Below are 22,698 nucleotides of genomic sequence, written 5' to 3'. Positions count from 1 at the left end.
GCGGTTCCGGGGCAGTCAGCACGCGGCGTCAGGGAAGAAGATCCGCGCGCGTTCGTTTGGCGTCAGGCGTTCAGTTCGAGGCGAGCGCCTCTGTGACGTATTTCGACGACACGTATTTCGAATAGTCGGGAAGCACGGCGTCGATCTTGCCTTGCTCCTTGAGGAAGGCGGATGTCGCTTCCACCGCCTTGACCGTGCCGCCGCCGAGGAATTTGTCGGAGGCCTGTTCTTCGAGCGTCGGGAAGACATAGCCCTTGAGCAACTGCGGCACTTCTTCCAGCTTGGCGCCGGTGATCTTGGCGATCGCGGCCGCCTGCGGCGACGACACCGACCAGGCGTCGGGCTTGGCCAGGAACTCGGCATAGGCCGCGCCCGTCACCTTGACGAAATCGCGTACTGCCTCGGGGTTCTTTTCGGCGAAGTCGGTGCGCACGATCCAGGCGTCGAAGGTTGGCGCGCCCCAGGCGGCGACCTGCGAGGAATCCACCACCACCTTGCCGGTCGTCTTGATCTGGCCGAGCGCCGGATCCCAGACATAGGCCGCGTCGATGTCGCCACGCGAGAAGGCCGCCGCGATTTCCGGTGGCCTGAGATTGAGGATCTCGACCGACTTCGGATCGACGCCCTCATGCTTCAGCGCGGCGAGCATGCTGTAATGCGTGGTCGAGACGAACGGCACGGCGACCTTCTTGCCGACAAGGTCGGCGACCTTCTCTATGCCGGCGCCGTTGCGCGCCACCAGCGCCTCGGATTCGCCGATCAGGCCGACGATAAAGATGGTCTGGATCGGCAGCTCGCGGCTCGCCGCCGCCGCCAGCGGGCTCGAGCCGACATAGCCGATATCGACCGAACCGGAAGCGACCGCGGCGATGACATCGGCGCCGGAATCGAATTTGCGCCATTCGATGGTGGCCTTCGTCGCCTTTTCATAGGCGCCGTCGGCCTGCGGCACTTTCGAGGGTTCGACCACTGTCTGGTAGCCGATGGTGATCTTGAGGTCGTCGGCAAGGGCAGGGCCGAGGAAGGCGGCGCCGGCTAGTGCGGCGGACGAGAGAAGAACAATGCGTCGCGAAATCGTGGACATGAAGGGCTCCTGAAAAGAGAAAATCGGAATGCCTCATGATAGTCAGCTAATTCTATCGTTCTTGTAGAGTTAAATCCTTCCAACCAAGGCGAGCTTGTTAGAAAAAAGCTGTCGATGGTGGGGTGGCGAGGCGGATAGGGCGGCTGCAAGCGATTTCCTGGCTTGATCCAAGCCGTGACGTTGGGGGCTCGGCTACCGTCCGAAGTCTTCCGATGTCGGCGGGACAGCACCGCCCTCTGGCCTGCCGGCCATCTCCCCCGCAAGGAGGGAGATCGCTGTCATCCCGGCTTTCGCCAATCGCCATCGTTGCAGGTGTTGAACCTACGGTGGATCTGCCAATCTCCCCCCTTGCTGGGGAGATGCCCGGCAGGGCAGAGGGGGGTGCTGTCCTGCCAGCGTCCGGCAAGGTCCTGCACGCACCAACGCTCGAAGGAATGGCATGACCTCGATCGCGAACGAGAATTCCTAGTCTTGCCCCTGTCAGGCAAATCCATACCCAAAAAAGCCATGGATTCGAAAACACCTTCCACAGTGCTCCAGCATAAGTATAGTATTCTGATCGACATGAGAGAGTTGGAGTCGGCGATGAGCGGCCACCACATCACCATGATCGCTCGCGGCATGGATCGGCTTTCGCCGTCGCGTCAGTCGATGCCGACCACATCCGGCCCTGGAGGACCATTTTGCCATCCCACTGCTCTTAAAGGCATTTTTGTGCTTTCGAGGGCACAAGGTCGGGCTAAAATGGCCAAAGCGGCTTGAAAACGAAGCAAAATCAACAGTTCTCGGCTTGTACATCATGTCACTAGAATTTATGTGTCATGCGGGCTTGGACGCGGCGGCAACGCACGCCAGGTGTTTTGCAACCGATGGTTCCACGCCGTCGCATGACAGAGAAATTTTGATCTCATGCTCACGAAAAAGGGCAAGTACGGCCTCAAGGCGCTCGTCCATCTCGCGCGATTGCCGGCCGGGCAGCTTGCCTTCGTCAACGACGTCGCCACCGGCAACAACATCCCGAAGAAATTTCTCGACGCCATCCTGGGCGAGTTGCGCAATGCCGGCTTCGTCCAGAGCCGCAAGGGCAAGGATGGCGGCTATCGCCTGGCGCGCCCCGCCGACGAGATCAAGGTCGGCCATGTCGTGCGCGTCCTCGACGGTCCGCTGGCGCCGATCCCCTGCGCCAGCCGCACCCAGTACCAGCGCTGTGAAGATTGCAACGAGGCGACATGCCAAGTCCGACACCTGATGCTCGAGGTCCGGCAGGCGATCGCCGAGGTGCTCGATCAGCGCAGCCTCGCCGAAATGCGCGATATCGTCCTCGACGACCTATCGGTCGCGAAGGGCATCGACGATCTGCCGGTTGCGAGGGACATCGGCGGTCTGCCGGTCGCGGTGAAGGTCCAGGCCTGACACTGGCGCTGCGCAGAGCGAAGGCATGCCTATGACCGGGCGTGCCAACTCCATCATCATTGTCGGCGGCGGCGCCAGCGGCGTCGTGCTGGCCGCGCATCTCCTGAAGTCGCCCAATCCCGACCTGCGCGTCACGCTGATCGAAAGGCGCCCGCATTTCGGCCAGGGCATCGCCTATTCGACGCTGCTCTCGGCGCATGTCTTGAATGTTAGCGCCGCCGGCATGAGCGCCTATGCCGACGATCCCGGCAATTTCTGGCGCTGGCTGCAGGAGCGCGGCCTGGCAACGGCCGAGCAGGCGCCCTTCTATGCGCCGCGTAGCATCTATGCCCGTTACCTCGGCGAATTGCTCGACGAGCTGCAGGCGCGCGAAAAGCTGACCGGGCGGCTTCGGCTGATCCGCGAGGAAAGCCTCTCGATCACGCCCACCGCATCCGGTGTCGAAGTGGCGCTGGCCAACGGCACCAGCGTCGTTGCGCATCTCGCCGTGCTGGCCACCGGCCACGACGAGGAGCCGGCGCAGGGCCATGCCATCAGGATGGGATCGGAAGCCGACACAGCACTTCCCCCCGACGCCGGCGTCATGGTGCTGGGCACCGGCCTGAGCATGGTCGATGCCTTCCTGGCGCTGGAACAGCGCGGCCATCGCGGCGATATCATAGCTGTGTCGCGGCGCGGCCTGTTGCCCTCGCCGCATCGCAAGGGCAATCCGATCAAGCTCGACGTCGCCGACATTCCGCTCGGCACGCAGCTCTCCTATTTCGTCGGCTGGTTCCGCGACCTGATCAAGGAAAACCAGAAGGCCGGCATCGACTGGCGCGACGTCGTCGACGGCTTGCGGCCGTTCAACCAGAAGATCTGGCAGAACTGGCCGGCTTCCGCCAAGCGCCGCTTCGTCGAGCACACCAAGGCCTGGTGGGACATCCACCGCCATCGCATGGCGCCCGAGGTCTACGCCCGCGTCACCGAAGCCGTGCGGTCCGGCCGCATCCGCCTGGTCGCCGGCCGCGTCGTCGACATCGCGCGCAACGGCGAATTCACCGTCCAGGTCCAGTCGCGCCACACGCAGCGCCTCGAGACCCTCGAGGTCGCCCGCATCTACGATTGCTCTGGTATCGTCAGGGACATCTCGACCTCGTCGAACAGCGTCGTGCGCTCGCTGGTCGACCGCGGCCTGGCACGGCCGGATCCGCTGCGCATCGGCCTCGATGTATCGGCCAAATGCGAGATCATCGCCGGCGACGGAACCGTCTCGGCCAAGATCCTCGCCGTCGGCCCGCTGACGCGCGGCACCTTCTTCGAGATCGACGCCATTCCCGATATCCGCGTGCAGTGTGCGAGGCTGAGCAAGCAGCTGCTGGGTTAGGCAGAACCTTTTGATGCCGGCGGGACAGCACCACCCTCTGTCCTGCCGGACATCTCCCCCGCAAGGGGGGAGATTGGCAGCTTCACTTTTGGCACGTTCTCTTCAGCGTTGGAGATTGGCGAAACCGGCGGCGACATCCGATCTCCCCCCTTGCGGGGGAGATGGCCGGCAGGCCAGAGGGGGGTGTGACGGAGTGCTGCGGTAGCGTTTAGTTTGAGACCACAGCCACAACCCGGAATTTCATTCCACATCTGGCCGGTTGATTGGCACGATCTATCTTCTTTCCGACTGCAAAGGGCTGGAAAAGAGGATACGCTGCCGCTCTGCCTCGAGGCGGTCGCTTGGTCATGGAGCATCGATATGAGCGAGCACGAGATCGCCGCAGCCGACGAATTGTCCCGCCTGCGTCCGCCCTATGCGTCGGTTCTCGACCTGATCGGCCAGACGCCGGTGGTCGAGCTGACCAAATTCGACACCGGCAAGTGCCGGCTGTTCATCAAGCTCGAAAGCCAGAACCCCGGCGGCTCGATCAAGGACCGCATCGCACTGTCGATGATCGCCGCGGCTGAAAAGCAGGGCAGGCTCAGGCGTGGCGGCACCATTGTCGAGGCGACCGCCGGCAACACCGGCCTCGGCCTCGCCCAGGTCGGCATCCCCAAGGGCTACCGCATCGTGCTGGTCGTGCCCGACAAGATGTCGCGCGAGAAAATCCAGCATCTGCGCGCGCTCGGCGCCGAGGTGCGTATGACGCGCTCCGACGTCGGCAAGGGCCATGCCGAATATTACCAGGACATGGCCGAGAAGATCGCAGCGGAAACGCCCGGCGCCTTTTATGCCAACCAGTTCGCCAACCCGGCCAATCCGCTGGCGCATGAAACCACCACCGGCCCGGAGATCTTTTCGCAGCTCGACGGTGACGTCGATGCCGTGGTCGTCGGAGTCGGCTCGGGCGGCACGCTGACCGGGCTTGGCCGTTACTTTGCCAAGGTATCGCCGAAGACCGAAATGGTGCTGGCCGACCCGGTCGGCTCGGTGCTGGCGCCGCTGATCAAGACCGGCAAGATGGAAGAGGCTGGCAGCTGGACCGTCGAAGGCATCGGCGAGGATTTCGTGCCGCCCAATGCCGATCTGTCGCTGGTCAAGAAGGCCTATTCCATCCCCGACAAGCAGAGCATGCTGGCGGTCCGCGACCTCTTGTCGAAGGAAGGTATCCTCGCCGGCTCGTCCTCAGGCACGCTTTTGTCCGCCGCGCTGCGCTATTGCCGCGAGCAGACGGTGCCGAAACGCGTCGTCACCTTCGTCTGCGACAGCGGCAACAAATATCTGTCGAAGGTGTTCGACGATTTCTGGCTGGCCGAGCAGGGTTTGGCCGAGCACGAACAGCATGGCGACCTGCGCGACCTGGTGATGCGTTCGCACCGCACCGGCGACACCGTCTATGTCGGCCCGGACGAAAGCCTGCTCAACGCCTATGGCCGCATGCGCCGCTCCGATGTCTCGCAGCTGCCGGTGCTCGACAATGGCAGACTGGTCGGCATCGTCGATGAAAGCGATATTCTTGCTCATGTCGACGGCCCCTATGATGGTCGCTGGGAGCGTTTCAATGGCCCGGTGCGCACGGCCATGACCTCCAATCTGCACACGCTGCAGGCCAGCCAGACGCTGGACGCGCTGCTGCCTGTCTTCGACCGCAACGAGGTCGCCATCATCTTCGACGGCGACGAATTCGTCGGCCTGATTACCCGCATCGACCTGATCAACCATTTGAGGCGCGCACGATGACCAGCAGCACACCGCCAGCCGGAAAAAACCGCCTGGCCTTCTCGACGCGCACCATCCATGGCGGCCAGAGCCACGACCCGCTGACAGGCGCGGTGATGGTGCCGATCTACGCCACCTCGACCTTTGCCCAGCAGTCGCCCGGCGTTCACAAGGGCTTTGAATATGCCCGCAGCCAGAACCCGACGCGCTTTGCCTTCGAGCGCGCGGTGGCCGATCTCGAAAGCGGCTCGGCCGCTTTCGCCTTCGCGTCCGGCCTCGCGTCGATCGCCACCGTTCTGGAGCTGCTCGATTCCGGTGCCCATATCGTCGCCACCGACGACATCTATGGCGGCTCGTTCCGGCTGATGGAGCGGGTGCGCAAGCGCTCGGCCAATCTGCAGGTCTCGTTCGTCGACTTCACCGACCTGGCCGCCGTGGAAGCCGCGATCCGGCCCGAGACGAAAATGCTCTGGGTCGAGACGCCGACCAACCCGCTGCTGCGCATCGTAGACCTCGAAGGCGTCGCCGCCCTAGCCAAGCGCAAGGGCATTTTGTCGGTCGCCGACAATACCTTCTGCAGCCCCTATATCCAGCGGCCGCTGGAGCTCGGCATCGATATCGTGGTGCATTCGACGACCAAATATCTCAACGGCCATTCCGATATGGTCGGCGGTGTCGCCGTCGTCGGCGACAACAAGGAGCTCGCCGCCCAGCTGAAATTCTTGCAGAACGCCATCGGCGCCATTTCAGGCCCGTTCGACAGTTTTCTCGCCCTGCGCGGCCTCAAGACGCTGGCGCTCAGGATGGAGCGTCATTCCGCCAATGGCCTCAAGATCGCGCAATGGCTGGAAGCGCGCCGCGACGTCCGCCGCGTCATCTATCCCGGCCTCGCCAGCCACCCGCAGCACGCCGTCGCCGTCCAGCAGATGCACGCCTTCGGCGGCATGATCACAGCCGTGCTCGACCGCGACCTTGCCGGCACCAAACGCTTCCTCGAACGCACGCAACTGTTCACGCTGGCCGAAAGCCTCGGCGGGGTGGAGAGCCTGATCGAGCATCCCGCGCTGATGACGCATGGGTCCATACCAGCCGAGAAACGGGCCGAGATCGGCATATCGGATTCGCTGGTAAGGTTGTCGGCGGGGATCGAGGATGGCGACGATCTGATCGCGGATCTGGATCAGGCGCTGGGGGGATAGGCAGCGATCCTTCACACCCCCCTCTGTCCTGCCGGACATCTCCCCCTCTAGTGGGGAGATCAGATGTCACTTCCGCTTTCGCTAATCTCGAACGTTGCAAGACGAGCGGCGCCATCGAAGCTGCCAATCTCCCTCCTTGCGGGGGAGATGGCCGGCAGGCCAGAGGGGGGTGCTGTCCCGCCGACGTCGGACCGATCTCTTCGCCGCGACAACGGTCAACGGCAAACCGCGCTTCGCGCATCGTTCAGCCAAGCCCCGTTGACCCCGAACCCCATCTGCCCGAAGTGTAGCGCCCCATGGCTACACACGCCCCACCCAAACCCACCGACACCCCGCTCACCTTCGCGGTGCTGGTGTTTCCCGGCTTTCCGATGATGGCGTTCAGCTCGGTCATCGAGCCGCTGCGTGCCGCCAATGTCCTGGCGAAAAGAGAATGCTATCGCTGGATCATCGTCGGCGGCACGAAAGGCGCGGTCGAGGCGTCGAACGGCGTCGTTATCCAGCCGGGTTTTTACGCCGAGGATGCGCCGAAGGTCGATCGCATCGTCGTCTGTTCGGGCGGCGATGCCGATCATCTCGTCGCCGAGGACGCAGCACACTGGATCCGCAAGAGCCTGCGCAACGGCGCCCATATCGGCGCGGTGGCCGATGCCGCGTTCTTCCTCGCCCGCGCTGGCCTGCTCGACGGCCATGCCTGCACCTTGCACTGGACCAGCCAGGCCGCCTTCACCGAAGCCTTCCCCAACATCGAGCTCAGGCGCGACCTCTATGTCATCGACCGCAAGCGCTTCACCTCGGCCGGCGGCGTCGGCAGCCTCGACATGATGCTGGAGATCATCACCCGCGACTACGGCGCCGAGCTTGCCGCCGGCGTCGCCGAATGGTTCGTGCACAGCCAGCTGCGCTCCAGCATCGACCGCAAGATGATGCCGCTGCGGCTGCGCACCGGCGTCCAGAACGAACTGGTGCTGTCGGCCATCGCCATCATGGAGGACGCGGTCGAGGAGCGGCTCGGCATGGCCGAGCTGACCGCGAAGCTCGGCGTCTCCTCCGACAAGCTCGAACGCTCCTTCCGCTCCGAACTCGCCATCTCGCCCAATGGCTATTACCGGCGGCTCCGGCTGAAGCGTGCCGCCGACCTTTTGGCGCATTCGACGCTCGCCGTGCGCGACGTGGCGCTGGCCTGCGGCTTCGCCTCGATGTCGAGCTTTGCCCGGGCGTTTCGCGAGGAGCACGGGCATCCGCCGAGATTGGCGAGGCGGCATTAGGGGACTTGCTAATCGCGCCGCGACGAGTTCCGTCACACCCCCCTCTGTCCTGCCGGACATCTCCCCCGCAAGGGGGGAGATTGACTGCACCTCCGCTTTCGCCAATCTCGAATGTTGCAAGAAAAGCGGCGGGATCGAAGCTGCCAATCTCCCCCCTTGCGGGGGAGATGTCCGGCAGGACAGAGGGGGGTGCTGTCCCTCTAGCGTTCGGCATTAGGCTCCAGCGGTATCCCGCACAACACCTGCGGTTTTCCGCACAATCCCTCCGCCCCTCCTGCGTCATGCTCCGACCTCGCAACCCAGCCAAGGCCGACCCCAATGAGCATCGTCGTATTCGACCCCGACAGCACCGAGGACGTGGACTTCAAGGACCGCATGCGCCATCCGGCCGCCGCGGATCCGGCCGGCGGTATGTGGCTGTCGGACACCGAGCCGTCCTTCATCGATGCCGATGCGCTGCGCAAGGGCCGGCTGGCGAAACTGCGCGGCTGGATGCGTGAGGCCGGCTATGGCGGCGTCGTGTTGTTCGACCCCTATAACCAGCGCTACGCCACCGGCTCGCGCAACATGTTCGGCTATTTCCTGCGCAACTCGACCCGCTATTTCTTTATCCCGACCGTTGGGCCGATCGTGCTGTTCGAATACCCGCAGAGCTATCATGTCTCCATGGTGCTCGACACGATCGACGAGGCGCGTCCTTCCAAGCTCGTCTGGTCGTCGGTGTCGGGCCGCGACGACGAAACCGCCGGTCCCTTCGCCGACGAGATCGCCGAGCTTCTGAAGCAGCATGGCGGCGGCTCGATGAAGCTCGGCCTCGACCGCTGCAGCCATCTGCAGGCGCTGGCGCTGGAAAAGCGCGGCTGCGAGGTTCGCGATTGCCAGGGCGAGATCCTGGCGGTGCGCGCCGTGAAGACGCCCGAGGAAGTCAAATGCCTGCAGGTGTCGATGGCCGGCGCCGAGGCCGCCGTCTATGCGGTGCGCGAGGCGATCAAGCCCGGCGTTTCCGAAAACGACCTGTTCGCCATCATGTATGGCGAGGTCATCCGCCAGGGCGGCGAGTTCATCGAGACCCGGCTGCTCACCTCCGGCCAGCGCACCAACCCCTGGTTCAACGAGGCCAGCGGCCGCAAGATCCGCCCCGGCGAACTGCTGGCGCTCGATACCGACACCATCGGCTGCTACGGCTATTATTCGGATTTCTCGCGCACCTTCCGCTGCGGACCGGGCAAGCCGACCCCCTACCAGAAGTCGCTCTACCGCATGGCGCACGACCAGGTTCAGCACAACATCGGGGTCGTCAAACCCGGCATGGCGTTCCGCGAGATTGCCGAGAAGGCGTGGAAAATCCCCGACCGTTTCGTCGACCAGCGCTACACCTCGGTCATGCACGGCGTCGGCATGCATGGCGAAACGCCGTTCATTGCGCATTCCATGGATTACGAGACCTATGGCCGCGACGGCCATATCGTGCCAGGCATGGTGGTGAGCGTCGAAAGCTATATCGGCGAGAAAGGCGGCCGCGAGGGCGTCAAGCTGGAGGACGAGATCCTGATCACCGACACCGGCACCGAACTCCTGTCGCGCTTTCCCTATGAGGATGAGTTTCTGGAGAAGCAGGTTTGATACGCGCAACTAACGCTCACAACAAGCGCCTCATTCCGTCGCACCCCCCTCTGTCCTGCCGGACATCTCCCCCGCAAGGGGGGAGATTGGCAGCGTCGCCTGGAGCGCTTTTTCCTGCAACTCTGACGATTGGCGAGGGCATTCGCGACGGCCGATCTCCCCCCTTGCGGGGGAGATGCCCGGCAGGGCAGAGGGGGGTGCTGTCCCACCGGCACAGGCAGGAGTCTTGGACTGCTCCGCCCGTGGATAATGAAGCAGCATGAAAACCCCCATCGCCATCAAGCGCGGCACGGTGGCCGCGATCTTCATCGACCTGCAGGAAGAGCACCGGCAGGACAAGCGCTATCTGGTCGACGGCTACGCAACGGTCCTCGCCAACGTCCAGCGCCTGCAGGCGGCGGCGCGGCAGAACCATGTGCCGCTCTACCACTGGGCCTATATCGTCGATCTCGACAAGCAGGACCGGCCGTTCCACCCGGTCGGTGAGGACGGCAAGTCGGCCTTCTCCGACAAGAGCGATCCGCTGACCGAGATCTGCCATGAGGTGGCGCCATCCAGGGGCGAGGCGCTGCTGATCAAGGCCGAGGCCAGCGCCTTTCGCACCGGGCCGGCGGCCCGCGACATCAAGTCCGCCGGCATCGAATGGCTGGTCGTATCAGGCGTCTGGACCGAGGCCTGCATCGACGCGTCGGTGAAGGATGCGGTGGCGAAAGGCTTTCGCGTGCTGCTGGTCAAGGATGCCTGCGGCAGCGGCAGCGCGGCCATGCACCAGACCGGCATTCTCAACCTCGCCAACCGGCTCTATGGCGGCGCCGTCACCGACACCGTCAGCGCCTGCCGGCTGCTGGCCGGCGAGACCGTCACCGCCTGGCAGGTCGAAGGCTCGGTGCCGCTGCGCTTCACCTTCGACAATGCGGCCGCGCTCTACGCCGAGCTGTAATGCATGTCGCCCAAAAGTGTGCAGCGGTTTTGGGACAACGACATGCATAAAAGGAAGCCGGCAAAGCATGACCAGGGGCCCCTACGAAACCCGGCTCGACCCAGAGCTCTGGGCCTATATCGACGCGGTCAACGCCTGGTATCCGCCCGAAATCCTCGGCCTGCCGATCGACAAACAGCGCGCCGTCTATGACAGGATGAGCCGGGCCTTCCACCAGGGCCGCCCGGCAGGCGTCACGGCCAGCGACGGTGTGATCGCCGCCGCCGGCCGCGACATCCCGGTCCGGCGTTACCAACTCGCCGGCAGTGCCGCGAAGGCGATGGTGATCTACTACCACGGCGGCGGCTTCATCCTCGGCGGGCTCGAAAGCCATGACGACATCTGCGCCGAGCTCTGCGCCGGCACCGGTTTCGACGTGCTGTCGGTCGACTACCGGCTGGCGCCTGAGCACGTGCACCCGGCCGCCTACGACGATGCCGTCACCGCCTTCGAATGGGCGACGGCGGCCACCAGCCTGCCGCTGGTGCTGTGCGGCGAAAGTGCGGGCGGCAACCTCGCCGCGGCGGTGGCGCAGGCGACGCGCCGCCATATCAGAGCCGCCATCGGCCAGGTGCTGATCTATCCCGGCCTCGGCGGCGATGAAAGAGCCGGCTCCTATATCGAGCACGCCGAGGCGCCGCTGCTCTCGGTGGCCGACATCGCCTTCTACCGCGACGTCCGCTTGGCCAAGCGGCAATCGCCCGACGATCCGACCTTCTCGCCACTGCGCGACCGCGACTTTTCCGGCCTGCCGCCAACGGTGATCGTCACCGCCGAATGCGATCCTCTGTCGTCGGATGGCGAAACCTACCGCGACCGCATTCTGGCTGCCGGCGGCAAGGCCTGGTGGCACGAGGAGCCGAGGCTGGTGCACAGCTTCCTGCGCGCCCGCACCACTGTGCCGGCAGCGGCGGAGGCGTTTGCGCGGATCGTGGCGGCGGTTGCCGCGCTGGGTAAGGGTGAGTGGCCGTATTGAGTGGCTGAGGAAGGAAGGCGCCGGCGGTGAGGCGCCAATCTCCCCCCTTGCGGGGGAGATGTCCGGCAGGACAGAGGGGGGTGCTGTCCCGCTGACCTTTCAGCTAATCAGCTAAGTCCAGCCGCGCTCTCAGACCGATTTTAAATGATCTGGGGATCGAAGGTTGGCGATCCTTCACACCCCCCTCTGTCCTGCCGGACATCTCCCCCGCAAGGGGGGAGATTGGCTGTCACGTCACCCTTCGCCAATTTTCGAAGGGGAGGCCCTCGCTTGGCCCCTGCGGAACCCCGCACAATCACTGCGGATTCCCGAACACTTCCCGGCGTCACCTCGCTCTATCATTCCCCTCAGGCAATGGCGTCCCGGCGGTCGCGTCCGCCCCCGCGTCTGTCGATCGGCCGGGGCGATTTTTCTGTGCATGCCGTTGTCCCAAAACCGCTGGGCACTTTTGGGCGGCATGCATCAACAACAGGGGAACGACGATGAAATTCATGCTGACCGACCGCAAATTGCACCCGCAAGCCAAGCCCGTCGCCGACGATTTCAGGACCGGCGGCATCAACCGTCGCGAATATCTCGCTTTGATGGCCGGCCTCGGCGTCAGCGCCGCCGGCGCGCTGGCGCTGGGCGGGCTGAGCACCACCCCTGCCCGCGCGGCGGAACCGAAGAAGGGCGGCGTCTTGCGCGTCGCCATGAACGTCAAGGGCTTCAAGGACCCGCGCACCTTCGACGGCGTGGAGATGTCGAATGTCGCCCGCCACTGCAACGAATATCTGGTGCGCTGGAACACCGACTTCTCCTTCGAGCCCTGGCTGCTCGAAAGTTGGGAGGCGAGCGACGACGCCAGGACGCTGACCCTGCATGTGCGCAAGGGCATCTCCTGGTCGAATGGCGATGCCTTCAACGCCGACGATGTCATTCACAACCTCACCCGCTGGTGCGATGCATCGGTGCCGGGCAATTCGGTCGCCGCACGCATGGGCGCGCTGGTCAATGACGGCACCAAGAAGGTCGTCGACGGCGGCATCGCCAAGGTCGACGACTTCACCATCAAGCTCAATCTGCCCAAGCCCGACATTTCGCTGATCGCCGGCATGGCCGACTATCCGGCACTGATCATGCATCGCTCCTATGAGGGCGACGGCGACCCGCTGAAGGCGCTTGCCATCACCACCGGCCCCTGCGAGCTGGTCAGCTGGGATGCCGAGACGGGTGCCGAGGTGAAGCGCAGGGATAAGCCTTGGTGGAAGGGCGAATTCTACCTCGACGGCATCAAATGGGTCGATTACGGCTCCGACCCCAACGCCATGCTGTCGGCCTTCGAATCCGGCGAGATCGACACCGACCACGAAACCGCCTCCGACGCCGTCTCGCAGACCGAGCAGATGGGGCTGATGAACTCCGAGATCGCCACCGGCTCCACCATCGTCGCCCGCTTCAATATCGGCAACGCGCCCTATGACGACGTCAAGGTGCGCCGCGCCGCCCAGCTCGCCGTCGACAATTCCGCCGTGCTGGCGCTTGGCCTCGGCGGCCGCGGCAAGCCCGCCGACAACCACCATGTCGGCCCCATGCATCCCGAATATGCCGATATCGGCCCGGCCAGGCGCGACGTCGACCAGTCGAAAAAGCTGCTCGCCGAAGCCGGTAAGGCCGACCACGAATTCGAGCTCATCTCCGTCGATGTCGAATGGCAAAAGAGCACCGGCGACGCCATCGGCGCGCAGATGCGCGAGGCCGGCCTCAAGATCAAGCGCACGGTGCTTCCGGCCGCCACCTTCTGGAACGACTGGAGCAAATACCCCTTCTCCTGCACCGAATGGCTCGGCCGCCCGCTCGGCGTCCAGGTGCTGGCGTTGGCGTATAAATCGGGCGCCGCCTGGAACGAAAGCGCCTACGCCAACCCCGAATTCGACACCCTGCTCGACAAGGCGCTGGCCACACCCGACGCCAAGGCGCGCAAGGAGATCATGGGCAAGATCGAGCAGAATTTGCGCGACTCAGGCATCATCATCCAACCCTACTGGCGCTCGGTCTACCGGACGTATCGCAAGGGCGTCGAAGGCTGCGAACAGCACCAGGCGCTGGAGCAGCATTTTGAGAAGGTGTGGATTGTGGGGTGAGAGGCGTTCCGCATCAGCGGACGGAAAGCCAATTGCTTGGCTTTCCGAGCCTCGAACGCCCTGAGCCAGCGAAGGGCCGGGCGACGGTGAAGCGCGTTCTTCCCTTCTCCCCTTGTGGGAGAAGGTGGCCTCGCGAAGCGAGGTCGGATGAGGGGTGTTCCAGCTTGGCGCTTCGTCGACAGTCACCGAGCCAAAGTAAAAACACCAACGCCTCACTCCGCTGGAACACCCCTCATCCGTCTCGGCGCTGCGCGCCGATCCACCTTCTCCCACAAGGGGAGAAGGTCAGCAGCGTCGGCGCCCACCCTTCATAAGCGGAGCCAGCCGTCTCCGGAAACGGCTTTCCGGCGATGCTGGTGCGCGAACTCACAGATAAGGCGCATGTCGACAGCGGCCTCGTCGCCTGGATCATTCGCAAGTGAAGCAGAAATGGCCGGCGCGAATGCCGGTGAGGCAGTTGCCTGAGCCCGCGCCGGCCACTGGCGACCTGATAAGGGTCCGCCGCCCGAGTTTTCTACCGCTCCGAATCTGCGCGATCAACCAACTCAGGGTTGGTGCGGACTGTATGCCCGTTGCGTCATTGAAAAAGACGCCGTCCGGCGACAGCGCCTGTCAATGCGCGCGTCCCGACCAACTCACCGCTCCGCCCTCAGCAGCGTCCAGATCCAGCCGACGAAAGTCAGCACCAGGAACGGATAAGCGGCGGCGGGTAGCGGCGCCGAGGTCGGCAGCAAGGGCGCGCCCCATAGGATCATACAAGCCGACACGACAAACAGCACGGCGGCCACGAGCCCGGTAAGCCGCATCCACAAGGCGAAGGTCTTCGGCGCGCTGACCATGACCAGCGCCGCCGCCCACAGCGAGATGCCGCCGACATAGGAAGGCACACTGGCCTCCAGCCCCGCCGCATTGCCGGCCAGCAGCAGGCTCTCGCCGGCGAGGAAGGTCAGGAACCCGGCAGCCACGCAGTCATCGCCCAGCCGCTGGTATTTCATCGTCAGCAGCGCGGTCGCCACCACGAGTGCCGCGCCGTCGATGGTCCAGAGTGTTTGGCGCAGCGGAGCGCTGGCGACGAAGGTGCCGGCGAGACCGAAAGCACCGCCGATGGCGAGGCTGATCGCGGCGACGGTGTCTGAAGTGATGCGCATGTGATGTTTCCCCAAGCGGTGGGGAGGATACTCCCGGGTGGGGCGTTCTCAAAGAGTGGTCCCGTGCGCGATGAACTAGGCGCACCGATGGCCAGCCCCTTCAGCATGAAGAACCCAAAGAGCGCCGCGCCGATGAATGGCCCAGCGCCGGAAAGAGCTTGCCGGAGGTGCTGTTGTGGATCTCGACGGGGGCGGACATGGGAAGCCACAAGGGTGATCGCGCGATACCTGGCAATCTTTCTGCTTGGCGCCATTGCGATGGCGAAAATACTGATATAGCTATTTTACTATTACGCTACCTCGACCTTTACCAACCCGAGAGAAACAATGCGCGGTAGCTTGGCGGTTTGGTGCGAGGTCAACGACATAGCGGTCGACGGCCACCCTCCAAGTCTAGAGCTCCACTTCAATATGTGGCGTGATCTACCTAGCTCGGTTGATGTGCTGGACGTGGGCTTTCGGCTCAAGGACTGGCGCACTATAAAAAAGTTCTTTTTCCTGATTCCGAGCAGGGTCGAAAAGGACCAAATTAAAGATCTTTCAAGAGCACTTAAGAACGACTTAACCCTGTCGGCCGTTTTCAATGACACATTAGCTGTTGGAAAAGATACGGGCTACTCCTTTCACGCGATAAAAGATTCGAGCAACGTTCTTCTTTTTGAAGTTATCTATCTGAGCGTGTTTGAAGATATAGAGTTTCTGTATGTGGAAGAATCTGACGGAACCGTCAATACGATCCTTGCATTCTCGGAAAATTTCTTCAAAAAATTCAAGTCATCGATGGGAGATTGTTATATAAGGTTTCGGCTTGAATTGTCGAAATCACTTCGCCAGCTTTTTAGCAGTGCCTACTATCCACTCGATAGAGTGTTTCATACCGCGTTCTATAGAACGGATGTGGTCGAAATACGAGTCAATGAACGGCGTAACTTCGGAGCGGCTTTGCGAAAGGCCTACCCCGATATGACCACACCTACCATCAGTGCGGTACATTACGTTCTAATATGCGAGATAGGCACCGAACTGGTGCGGGCTCACGCTGATTTTCATAGAATGCGTCGGCTTGAGCCGAGACTTTGGGATCACTATCTGGAGCGGCTCGAGCGCATTGATCCTGAAAAGATGGTTATATACCATTGGAGAAAGTCCATTAAAACAGATGGAGTTATCGAAGATTTTATTGCCTTAGCAACGTTTCGCCGAAATTTTCTAAACCCAAAGTGGCTCGTTCTTCTTCTTCTTGTCACGGTTGGCGCGCTTGGTAGCGGCATACAAGCACTAAGTGCATCGATAGCGAGACGGTACCTACCCGCAGATTTCTCAGAAGCTCCGGTACAGGCAATGGCTCTAACTGCACTGTCGCTTGTATTATTGGTGTTATTCGGCGCTTTTTGGTGCTTGCGACCGCGGAGCGATCAGACTGCTGCGCCTTCTGTTTGGGATAGGATCAAGGCGCTGGCCAAGAAAGTTGTCCCCTGACGATTCCCTTTCACGAAGTAACATGGCACAATTGGAGTCGAGACTGGAGAGAAAATTTTGATACCTCTATCCAACAACGATCAGACGACACATCTCCCCTGCGGAGGGAATTTTGGCTGGCAAGAGACGGAAATCCTGACAGCACTGAGTTCTGTGAACTCCTTTTATCCAGGATTCTCGCAATGGTTTCGTGGGCGCGTGATCGGTGAGATAGACGGACCGGCGCGTCGAATTTTTGTATCGAGAGACCAGTGCTCCATCAATGGCGTCGCAATCGCGAAGCGAGGAGCCGAGGCGAAACTCTGTACGCTTTGGGTTTCTCCCATAGGCCGGCATAGCGGTGTCGCCCGGTCTCTTGCCTCCGACGTTTTCGATTGGATTGGTACCGAGAAGCCGCTGTTTACCGTCCCCGAGGAGCGCTTGGACGAATTTAGAGGACTCTTGCGGCTGTGGGATTTCGGTCAACCGCAAAGAATGCTTGGTTATTATCGTCCAGGAAAGATTGAATATATTTTCAACGGCTCCGGCAATCTCAATTTGCCGGTTTGAATTTGGTAATATGTTGCGTGAACGTCTTTACGTCACCTGCATCCACGACCTCAAACAGAACTCCTCTTTTTCTCGCAAACCGCCTAGCTTGAGAAAGCTCAATTTGCGCTAGGTCAGTTATTTCGTCGATCGAACGCGAAAAGGTAGAACCTTCTCGTCGTTTTGATATCACATTAGAGTCTGCCTGCACGAAAATAACACCGACTATTGGTAGCGGGGCAAGTGAGGCATCTGGCACCAGCTGCGGGCCGCCAATTGTCTCAATCAACAAATGACCATCTAAGATAGTCAATTCCGCATTCGATCCTGTGGCTTGCAGCACCTGTTTGGCCAAGTAGTCTTGATTCGCGATGGCATCAATGACATCCAACTCGACAGTTGGGCGGCCTGTTGTCCGCAACAGTGTGCTCGCTTTCACACTTGGAATGCCCAATCCTTCAAGCTGCGCGCGCTCGATGAGATTGGATTTTCCGCTTTGCGAAAGACCGCAGACGAGCAGTATCATTTTCTTGACCACACGAGACGGCACAAATCGTCTTTGGCCCAACTCCAGGATTGAGGAGCCTTAAAGCCGATCTCACGGTTCAACGTAGAAAAGCTCCATGTCGAGGGCAACTCCTCGACGCGTGTAATTTTGATCGCATGGGCCCTATCAGCACCAGCGAAATAGGAATCATACTCAGCACGGCTTACACAGGCCAACTTGCCCACGGCTTTCCACAGTTCGGTGGGCTCTTCAGCGATAACGGGTCCAAAAATACAATGAGCACGGAGAAGCCGGTCGGGCGACGTAGAATATACTAACGTCGACGTAGGTTCGGATAGCGATGGAGCACGGCGCCTTAACTCGTAGGTCTTCTTTCCTAGGAGAATCTCATCAACCCATCGTGGCTTAATGCTGAATAGCAGCACGCGGCCTGTGGCCGGGCTCAAATGCATTTTCTTAGAACCCCTCAATCCCCCATCTTCAGCGCCTGGATAAACGCCTCCTGCGGAATATCGACCTTCCCAAATTGCCGCATCCGCTTCTTGCCCTCTTTCTGCTTGTCCAGCAGCTTGCGCTTGCGCGAGACGTCGCCGCCGTAGCATTTGGCGGTGACGTCCTTGCGCAGCGCCGAGATGGTTTCCCGCGCAATGACCTTGCCGCCGATCGCGGCCTGGATCGGGATCTTGAACAGGTGGTTCGGGATCAGCTCCTTCAGCTTCTCGCACATCTGCCGGCCGCGCTTTTCCGCCGCCGTGCGGTGCACCAGCATGGAGAGCGCGTCGACCGGCTCCTCATTGACCAGGATCGACATCTTGACGAGGTCGCCTTCCCGGTAGTCGGTCAGGTGATAGTCGAAGGAGGCGTAACCCTTGGAGATCGATTTCAGCCGGTCGTAGAAATCGAAGACGACTTCGTTGAGCGGCAGATCGTAGATCAGCATGGCGCGCTTGCCGACATAGGACAGGTCGGCCTGGATGCCGCGCCGGTCCTGGCAGAGTTTCAATATGCCGCCGAGATAGTCGTCGGGCGTCAAAATGGTGGCGCGGATCCACGGCTCCTCGATCGCCGAAATCTTCACCACGTCGGGCATGTCGGCCGGGTTGTGCAGCTCCTTCATCGAGCCGTCGGTTAGAGCCAGCCGGTAGACGACGCTGGGTGCTGTGGCGATCAGGTCGAGGTTGAACTCGCGCTCCAGCCGTTCCTGGATGATTTCGAGATGAAGCAAGCCAAGGAAGCCGCAGCGATAGCCGAAGCCGAGCGCCGCGCTGGTTTCCATTTCAAAGGAGAAGCTGGCGTCGTTGAGGCGCAGCTTGCCGACCGCGGCGCGCAGATCCTCGAAATCGGCGGCGTCGACCGGGAACAGGCCGCAGAACACCACCGGCTGCGCCGGCTTGAAGCCGGGCAGCGCCTTGGCGGTGGTGCGCTTGTCCTCGGTGATGGTGTCGCCGACGCGGGTGTCGGCCACTTCCTTGATCGAGCCGGTGAAGAAGCCGAATTCGCCGGGGCCGAGCTCGTCGACATTGATGCGGGCCGGGGTGAACACGCCGGTGCGCTCGACCAGGTGCTTGGCGCCGGTGCCCATCATGCGGATGGTCTGGCCCTTTTTCAGCACGCCGTCGATGACACGCACCAGCACGATGACGCCGAGATAGGCGTCGTACCAGCTGTCGACCAGCATCGCCTTCAGGGGCGCCGTGGCGTCGCCTTCGCGCGGCGGCGGCAATTGATGGACGATGGCCTCCAGCACGTCGGGAATGCCAAGGCCGGTCTTGGCCGAGATCAGAACGGCGTTGGAGGCGTCGATGCCGATCACCTCCTCGACCTGCTCGCGGATGCGTTCGGGCTCGGCGGCCGGCAGGTCGACCTTGTTCAGCACCACGACGATCTCGTGGTTGTTGTCGATCGCCTGGTAGACATTGGCCAGCGTCTGCGCCTCGACGCCCTGCGAGGCGTCGACCACCAGCAGCGACCCCTCGCAGGCGGCCAGCGAGCGCGACACTTCATAGGCGAAGTCGACGTGTCCGGGCGTGTCGATCAAATTGAGGATATAGTCCTCGCCATTGTTGGCGCGGTATTTCAGCCGCACCGTCTGCGCCTTGATGGTGATGCCGCGCTCGCGCTCGATGTCCATCGAGTCCAGCACCTGCTCCTTCATGTCGCGCAGCTCCAGCCCGCCGGTCAGCTGGATCAGCCTGTCGGCAAGCGTGGATTTGCCATGGTCGATATGGGCGACGATGGAGAAATTGCGGATGTGGTCGAGGGGCGTGCTCATGGCGCGCGTTTAGCAGGGGTGGCTTGCCCGAGCAAGCGGCAGGCTGCCGCCGCATATGTGGCGCGGCCCGTTGCCTTGCAAGCCGTACAGGCGCTGCCGGAAAAGCAGAGCAGCCGGCTGTCGGGGCAAGCGGTGCGGGCGCTTGTCGCCTTTTCCCCCGGATTCCTCGAAAAATCGATAAATTTTAACCACGCGCGTTAGAGCATAATTTGTGATCGGCATGTTAGCGGGGGGAAATATCTGATGTAAGGACGAAGGCATGCGGGGGCTTGCAGGCAGTTTTATCGAGTCGCGGAGCGGCTCGTTCGCACCGATACTTGTTCTCGCCATGATTCCGCTGATCACCGCGATCGGCTTTTCCGTCGACTACACCTCCGCGGTCCAGACCAGGTCGACCGAGCAGGCGGCACTCGACGCCGCGATCCTGTCGATCACCACGATGGAAACGGCCTCGACGAAGCCGCAGCGCCAGGTGGTGCTCCAGGATACCTACAGAGAAAACGGCGGACAGGGCACAGCGACGCTGAACAGCTTCGACGTCAGCGCCAACGGCACCGCCACAGCGCGGGCCTCGGCGAGTTTCGCCATGCCGACCGTGTTCATGCAGATCGCCCGGATCACCACGGTGCCGGTCGGTGTCTCGTCGGCGGTGAGCAAGACGCCCGCACTGGTGGAGGCCACATTCAACGTCGATCACGTTTCAGGCTACTGGAACAAGACCATGACCTTGTACGGCCTTCCCTACGGTTGGACCTCCACGACCACACCGACGGCCATGATGAAGGCCAACTATAACTACAAAGCGTATAGTTATTCCTATACGAGCGGGGGTAAGACCTATACGGCTACCGAGCCGAAAGGTTACGGGACGACAACTATTACCACGGGACCAACCAATACGCTGGTTCAGACCCAAGTGTGCACGACGGTAGGATCGGTAACCGATTTCACTGCCACTGCGGGAGTTTACAGAAGCACCGCGGTGGCAAAAAGCGGAAAGACGAGCGCCACCATCTATTTCAAGACGACGTGCGCGACCACGAATACCGCCGGAAACAGCAGTGGCGCAACAATCAACGTGAGCACGGTGGACAAGCTCTATCTGCAGATGGATGTGCCGTCCGGACCGGTCAACCCGCTCAAGTCGAACAATACAGACACGTCGAACCGGCTCTACCTCGGCGCCGGGTACAGCACCGCGGCACAAAAGGCACTGGACCCTTCCAAATACCTCCCCGTCGAGGTTGCCAGCAACACGGACGTCGACATCTTCAAAGTGGTGCCTTGCAGCCAGACCAGCGACCAGGCATGGGAAGACGGCGGCAACAATCCTCCACTGCCAGACGTCACGAACGCCGACTTCTTCTACAGCGTGACCGGCAAGTGCGACTTCAACAAGCGGCCCTCCAACACGGTGCTGACGCAGTAGACGCTGCCCCAGGCTAAACGCCCTATGGGCTTGTGAGGCTTGGCGATCCTTCACACCCCCCTCTGTCCTGCCGGACATCTCCCCCGCAAGGGGGGAGATTGGCAGCTTCGTCGGCCGCGCTCCTGTTGCGAAGCTAGTGATAGGCGAAAGCCGTGATGAGGGTCGATCTCCCTCCTTGCGGGGGAGATGGCCGGCAGGCCAGAGGGGGGTGCTGTCCCTCCGGCTTTCCCTGCGATCTCCCGAACCTTCATCACAAACCAGTGAGCGCTGTAACGAAGCAGCAAGCAGCGGCGAAGTGGGGAGATGAGTGGTGCATCCAGGCGCCGCCGCCCACGGAGCAAGCCGATGTCGCGATCCCGCAAGTTCGTCACAGTGTCCAGCCTCTCAGCGCTCGCGCTGGCGGCGTCGCTCGGTGCGGCCGCCGCCCAGCCGCTCACCGTGGTCGAGCTGTTCACCAGCCAGGGCTGCTCGTCCTGCCCGCCGGCCAATGCCAATCTGATCAAGGTCAAGGACCAGCCCGGTGTGCTGGCGCTGTCGTTCAACGTCACCTACTGGGACTATCTCGGCTGGAAGGATATTTTCGGAAAACAGGAATTCACCCGGCGCCAGGTCAGTTACGAGCCGGCGCTCGGCCATGACGGGCCGTTCACGCCGCAAGTGGTGGTCAACGGCCATGCCGATGTTGTCGGCGCCGCACCCGGCGAGATCGAAAAGCTGATCTCGGAGAGCTGCCGGACGGGCGGCCCGGCATTGTCGCTCGATGGCGGCAAGATCAGGATCGGCGCCGGCGCCGCACCTGGCGGCCACGCCGATGTCTGGCTGGTGCGCTATGCCAAGGGCGTCGTCGAGGTGCCGGTGGCGCGCGGCGAAAACACCGGCCGCACCTTGCCGCACGCCAATGTCGTGCATGCGCTCGATAACCTCGGCAGCTGGACCGGCGCGGCCACGACGTATCCGCTGCCCGCCGCATCCGGCGGCCTGAGCACCGCCGTGCTCGTGCAGTCGCCCGGTGGCGGGCCGATCCTGGCTGCCGCGGCCGACTAGATCGCGCTTCGGCAAGAGATTGCGCAACGCCGCATGGAGCGGCGCCGCATAGCACGGCCGCCAAGAGGGCGCGCCTTCAACGACCCAACCCCAAGGAGACCATCATGACCATTTCCCGCCTGACGCTGCCGGCGCTCGCTCTCGCTTTGTGCTCGACGGCACTGTTTGCCGGCGGCATCGCCCGTGCCGACGACGCGACCAACGCGATGAAGCCGGCTGCAAATGCGATGAAACCGGCCGCGGATGCGATGAAGCCTGCAACCGATGCGATGAAGCCGGCCGACCCGATGGCCACCAATTCCATGAAGCCGGGAACCGACGCCATGAAGCCGGCAACGGATGCGATGGCTCCGGCCAAGTAAAGGTGGTGCTGTTTCCGGCTTCGGTCCCGCGGGTCCGAAGCCGGATGCACGTGAAAGTGAGGCTTCGGCCGCAACTCGCCCGTCGCATGATCGTATCTTATCCAATAGACTCCACATGATGGACGTCACAGGAGCT

At 62.3% G+C, this 22,698-nt stretch carries 18 protein-coding genes; 14 read left to right on the top strand and 4 right to left on the bottom strand.

Annotation, left to right across the window (positions count from 1 at the left end; genetic code table 11):
- Nucleotides 1-70: 70 nt before the first annotated feature.
- Entirely contained in the window at nucleotides 71-1,084 is a 1,014-nt protein-coding gene (gene tauA / locus NKH95_RS27770; protein WP_352893885.1) for a taurine ABC transporter substrate-binding protein, read from the bottom strand.
- 909 nt (nucleotides 1,085-1,993) lie between these two features.
- On the opposite strand from tauA, the gene NKH95_RS27765 reads away from it, so the two are divergent.
- The 9 genes from NKH95_RS27765 (at nucleotide 1,994) to NKH95_RS27725 (ending at nucleotide 13,792) form a co-directional block, all read left to right on the top strand.
- The gene (locus tag NKH95_RS27765; RefSeq protein ID WP_128305622.1) at nucleotides 1,994-2,497 is read left to right on the top strand and encodes an RrF2 family transcriptional regulator; all 504 of its coding nucleotides are present in this window, start codon (nucleotides 1,994-1,996) and stop codon (nucleotides 2,495-2,497) included.
- Between the two features lie 31 nt (nucleotides 2,498-2,528).
- Nucleotides 2,529-3,863, top strand: a complete 1,335-nt coding sequence (locus NKH95_RS27760) for an FAD/NAD(P)-binding protein (protein ID WP_352893909.1) — start codon at nucleotides 2,529-2,531, stop codon at nucleotides 3,861-3,863.
- Between the two features lie 360 nt (nucleotides 3,864-4,223).
- Nucleotides 4,224-5,645: a pyridoxal-phosphate dependent enzyme gene (locus NKH95_RS27755; RefSeq protein ID WP_352893883.1), complete on the top strand. Its 1,422-nt coding sequence runs from the start codon at nucleotides 4,224-4,226 to the stop codon at nucleotides 5,643-5,645.
- Nucleotides 5,642-6,823: a trans-sulfuration enzyme family protein gene (locus NKH95_RS27750; RefSeq protein ID WP_352893882.1), complete on the top strand. Its 1,182-nt coding sequence runs from the start codon at nucleotides 5,642-5,644 to the stop codon at nucleotides 6,821-6,823. The genes NKH95_RS27755 and NKH95_RS27750 overlap by 4 nt, the downstream gene beginning before the upstream one ends.
- A gap of 296 nt (nucleotides 6,824-7,119) precedes the next feature.
- On the top strand, nucleotides 7,120-8,091 hold the full coding sequence (locus NKH95_RS27745; protein ID WP_128305626.1) for a GlxA family transcriptional regulator: 972 nt from the start codon (nucleotides 7,120-7,122) through the stop codon (nucleotides 8,089-8,091).
- Nucleotides 8,092-8,409: 318 nt separating this feature from the next.
- On the top strand, nucleotides 8,410-9,714 hold the full coding sequence (locus tag NKH95_RS27740; protein ID WP_352893880.1) for a M24 family metallopeptidase: 1,305 nt from the start codon (nucleotides 8,410-8,412) through the stop codon (nucleotides 9,712-9,714).
- A 259-nt stretch (nucleotides 9,715-9,973) separates the two neighbouring features.
- The gene (locus NKH95_RS27735; protein ID WP_352893878.1) at nucleotides 9,974-10,654 is read left to right on the top strand and encodes an isochorismatase family protein; all 681 of its coding nucleotides are present in this window, start codon (nucleotides 9,974-9,976) and stop codon (nucleotides 10,652-10,654) included.
- A gap of 67 nt (nucleotides 10,655-10,721) precedes the next feature.
- On the top strand, nucleotides 10,722-11,669 hold the full coding sequence (locus NKH95_RS27730) for an alpha/beta hydrolase (RefSeq protein WP_352893876.1): 948 nt from the start codon (nucleotides 10,722-10,724) through the stop codon (nucleotides 11,667-11,669).
- Nucleotides 11,670-12,151: 482 nt separating this feature from the next.
- Nucleotides 12,152-13,792, top strand: coding sequence for an ABC transporter substrate-binding protein (locus NKH95_RS27725; protein ID WP_352893875.1), 1,641 nt, complete (start codon nucleotides 12,152-12,154; stop codon nucleotides 13,790-13,792).
- Between the two features lie 635 nt (nucleotides 13,793-14,427).
- On the opposite strand, the gene NKH95_RS27720 is transcribed toward NKH95_RS27725, so the two are convergent.
- On the bottom strand, nucleotides 14,428-14,940 hold the full coding sequence (locus NKH95_RS27720; protein ID WP_352893873.1) for a hypothetical protein: 513 nt from the start codon (nucleotides 14,938-14,940) through the stop codon (nucleotides 14,428-14,430).
- Between the two features lie 327 nt (nucleotides 14,941-15,267).
- Here NKH95_RS27720 and NKH95_RS27715 point away from each other — a divergent pair, with 327 nt between their 5' ends.
- Nucleotides 15,268-16,419 carry a hypothetical protein gene (locus NKH95_RS27715; protein ID WP_352893871.1) on the top strand — a complete coding sequence of 384 codons (1,152 nt, stop codon included), beginning with the start codon at nucleotides 15,268-15,270 and terminating at the stop codon, nucleotides 16,417-16,419.
- A 57-nt stretch (nucleotides 16,420-16,476) separates the two neighbouring features.
- Nucleotides 16,477-16,968 carry a hypothetical protein gene (locus NKH95_RS27710; RefSeq protein WP_352893869.1) on the top strand — a complete coding sequence of 164 codons (492 nt, stop codon included), beginning with the start codon at nucleotides 16,477-16,479 and terminating at the stop codon, nucleotides 16,966-16,968.
- Here the strand turns inward: NKH95_RS27710 and NKH95_RS27705 are convergent.
- Nucleotides 16,952-17,473 (bottom strand): AAA family ATPase, encoded by a 522-nt coding sequence (locus tag NKH95_RS27705; RefSeq protein ID WP_352893867.1) that lies wholly within the window; start codon nucleotides 17,471-17,473, stop codon nucleotides 16,952-16,954. The genes NKH95_RS27710 and NKH95_RS27705 overlap by 17 nt on opposite strands.
- A 448-nt stretch (nucleotides 17,474-17,921) precedes the next feature.
- The gene (gene lepA / locus NKH95_RS27700; protein ID WP_128305633.1) at nucleotides 17,922-19,727 is read right to left on the bottom strand and encodes a translation elongation factor 4; all 1,806 of its coding nucleotides are present in this window, start codon (nucleotides 19,725-19,727) and stop codon (nucleotides 17,922-17,924) included.
- Between the two features lie 259 nt (nucleotides 19,728-19,986).
- Between lepA and NKH95_RS27695 the strand changes: the two genes are divergently transcribed.
- From NKH95_RS27695 to NKH95_RS27685, 3 genes are all read left to right on the top strand, one after another.
- On the top strand, nucleotides 19,987-21,156 hold the full coding sequence (locus NKH95_RS27695; protein WP_352893865.1) for a TadE/TadG family type IV pilus assembly protein: 1,170 nt from the start codon (nucleotides 19,987-19,989) through the stop codon (nucleotides 21,154-21,156).
- A 345-nt stretch (nucleotides 21,157-21,501) separates the two neighbouring features.
- Nucleotides 21,502-22,200 (top strand): DUF1223 domain-containing protein, encoded by a 699-nt coding sequence (locus NKH95_RS27690; RefSeq protein ID WP_352893863.1) that lies wholly within the window; start codon nucleotides 21,502-21,504, stop codon nucleotides 22,198-22,200.
- 104 nt (nucleotides 22,201-22,304) lie between these two features.
- Entirely contained in the window at nucleotides 22,305-22,562 is a 258-nt protein-coding gene (locus NKH95_RS27685) for a hypothetical protein (RefSeq protein ID WP_352442941.1), read from the top strand.
- The last annotated feature ends 136 nt before the right edge of the window (nucleotides 22,563-22,698 follow it).

Source organism: Mesorhizobium sp. M0848 (assembly GCF_040319805.1).
Lineage (GTDB): Bacteria > Pseudomonadota > Alphaproteobacteria > Rhizobiales > Rhizobiaceae > Mesorhizobium.
The sequence above is the reverse complement of the archived record's forward strand: the minus strand, read 5'-3'. Positions and strand labels throughout refer to the sequence as shown.

Bases quoted from the DNA above. Each gene is read 5' to 3' on its own strand.
- NKH95_RS27715 (WP_352893871.1), top strand. From the start codon at position 15,268: ATGCGCGGTAGCTTGGCGGTTTGGTGCGAGGTCAACGACATAGCGGTC.
- NKH95_RS27690 (WP_352893863.1), top strand. From the start codon at position 21,502: ATGTCGCGATCCCGCAAGTTCGTCACAGTGTCCAGCCTCTCAGCGCTC.
- NKH95_RS27740 (WP_352893880.1), top strand. From the start codon at position 8,410: ATGAGCATCGTCGTATTCGACCCCGACAGCACCGAGGACGTGGACTTC.
- lepA (WP_128305633.1), bottom strand. From the start codon at position 19,727: ATGAGCACGCCCCTCGACCACATCCGCAATTTCTCCATCGTCGCCCAT.
- tauA (WP_352893885.1), bottom strand. From the start codon at position 1,084: ATGTCCACGATTTCGCGACGCATTGTTCTTCTCTCGTCCGCCGCACTA.
- NKH95_RS27685 (WP_352442941.1), top strand. From the start codon at position 22,305: ATGACCATTTCCCGCCTGACGCTGCCGGCGCTCGCTCTCGCTTTGTGC.
- NKH95_RS27760 (WP_352893909.1), top strand. From the start codon at position 2,529: ATGACCGGGCGTGCCAACTCCATCATCATTGTCGGCGGCGGCGCCAGC.
- NKH95_RS27750 (WP_352893882.1), top strand. From the start codon at position 5,642: ATGACCAGCAGCACACCGCCAGCCGGAAAAAACCGCCTGGCCTTCTCG.
- NKH95_RS27735 (WP_352893878.1), top strand. From the start codon at position 9,974: ATGAAAACCCCCATCGCCATCAAGCGCGGCACGGTGGCCGCGATCTTC.
- NKH95_RS27695 (WP_352893865.1), top strand. From the start codon at position 19,987: ATGCGGGGGCTTGCAGGCAGTTTTATCGAGTCGCGGAGCGGCTCGTTC.
- NKH95_RS27745 (WP_128305626.1), top strand. From the start codon at position 7,120: ATGGCTACACACGCCCCACCCAAACCCACCGACACCCCGCTCACCTTC.
- NKH95_RS27755 (WP_352893883.1), top strand. From the start codon at position 4,224: ATGAGCGAGCACGAGATCGCCGCAGCCGACGAATTGTCCCGCCTGCGT.
- NKH95_RS27730 (WP_352893876.1), top strand. From the start codon at position 10,722: ATGACCAGGGGCCCCTACGAAACCCGGCTCGACCCAGAGCTCTGGGCC.
- NKH95_RS27725 (WP_352893875.1), top strand. From the start codon at position 12,152: ATGAAATTCATGCTGACCGACCGCAAATTGCACCCGCAAGCCAAGCCC.
- NKH95_RS27720 (WP_352893873.1), bottom strand. From the start codon at position 14,940: ATGCGCATCACTTCAGACACCGTCGCCGCGATCAGCCTCGCCATCGGC.
- NKH95_RS27705 (WP_352893867.1), bottom strand. From the start codon at position 17,473: ATGATACTGCTCGTCTGCGGTCTTTCGCAAAGCGGAAAATCCAATCTC.
- NKH95_RS27765 (WP_128305622.1), top strand. From the start codon at position 1,994: ATGCTCACGAAAAAGGGCAAGTACGGCCTCAAGGCGCTCGTCCATCTC.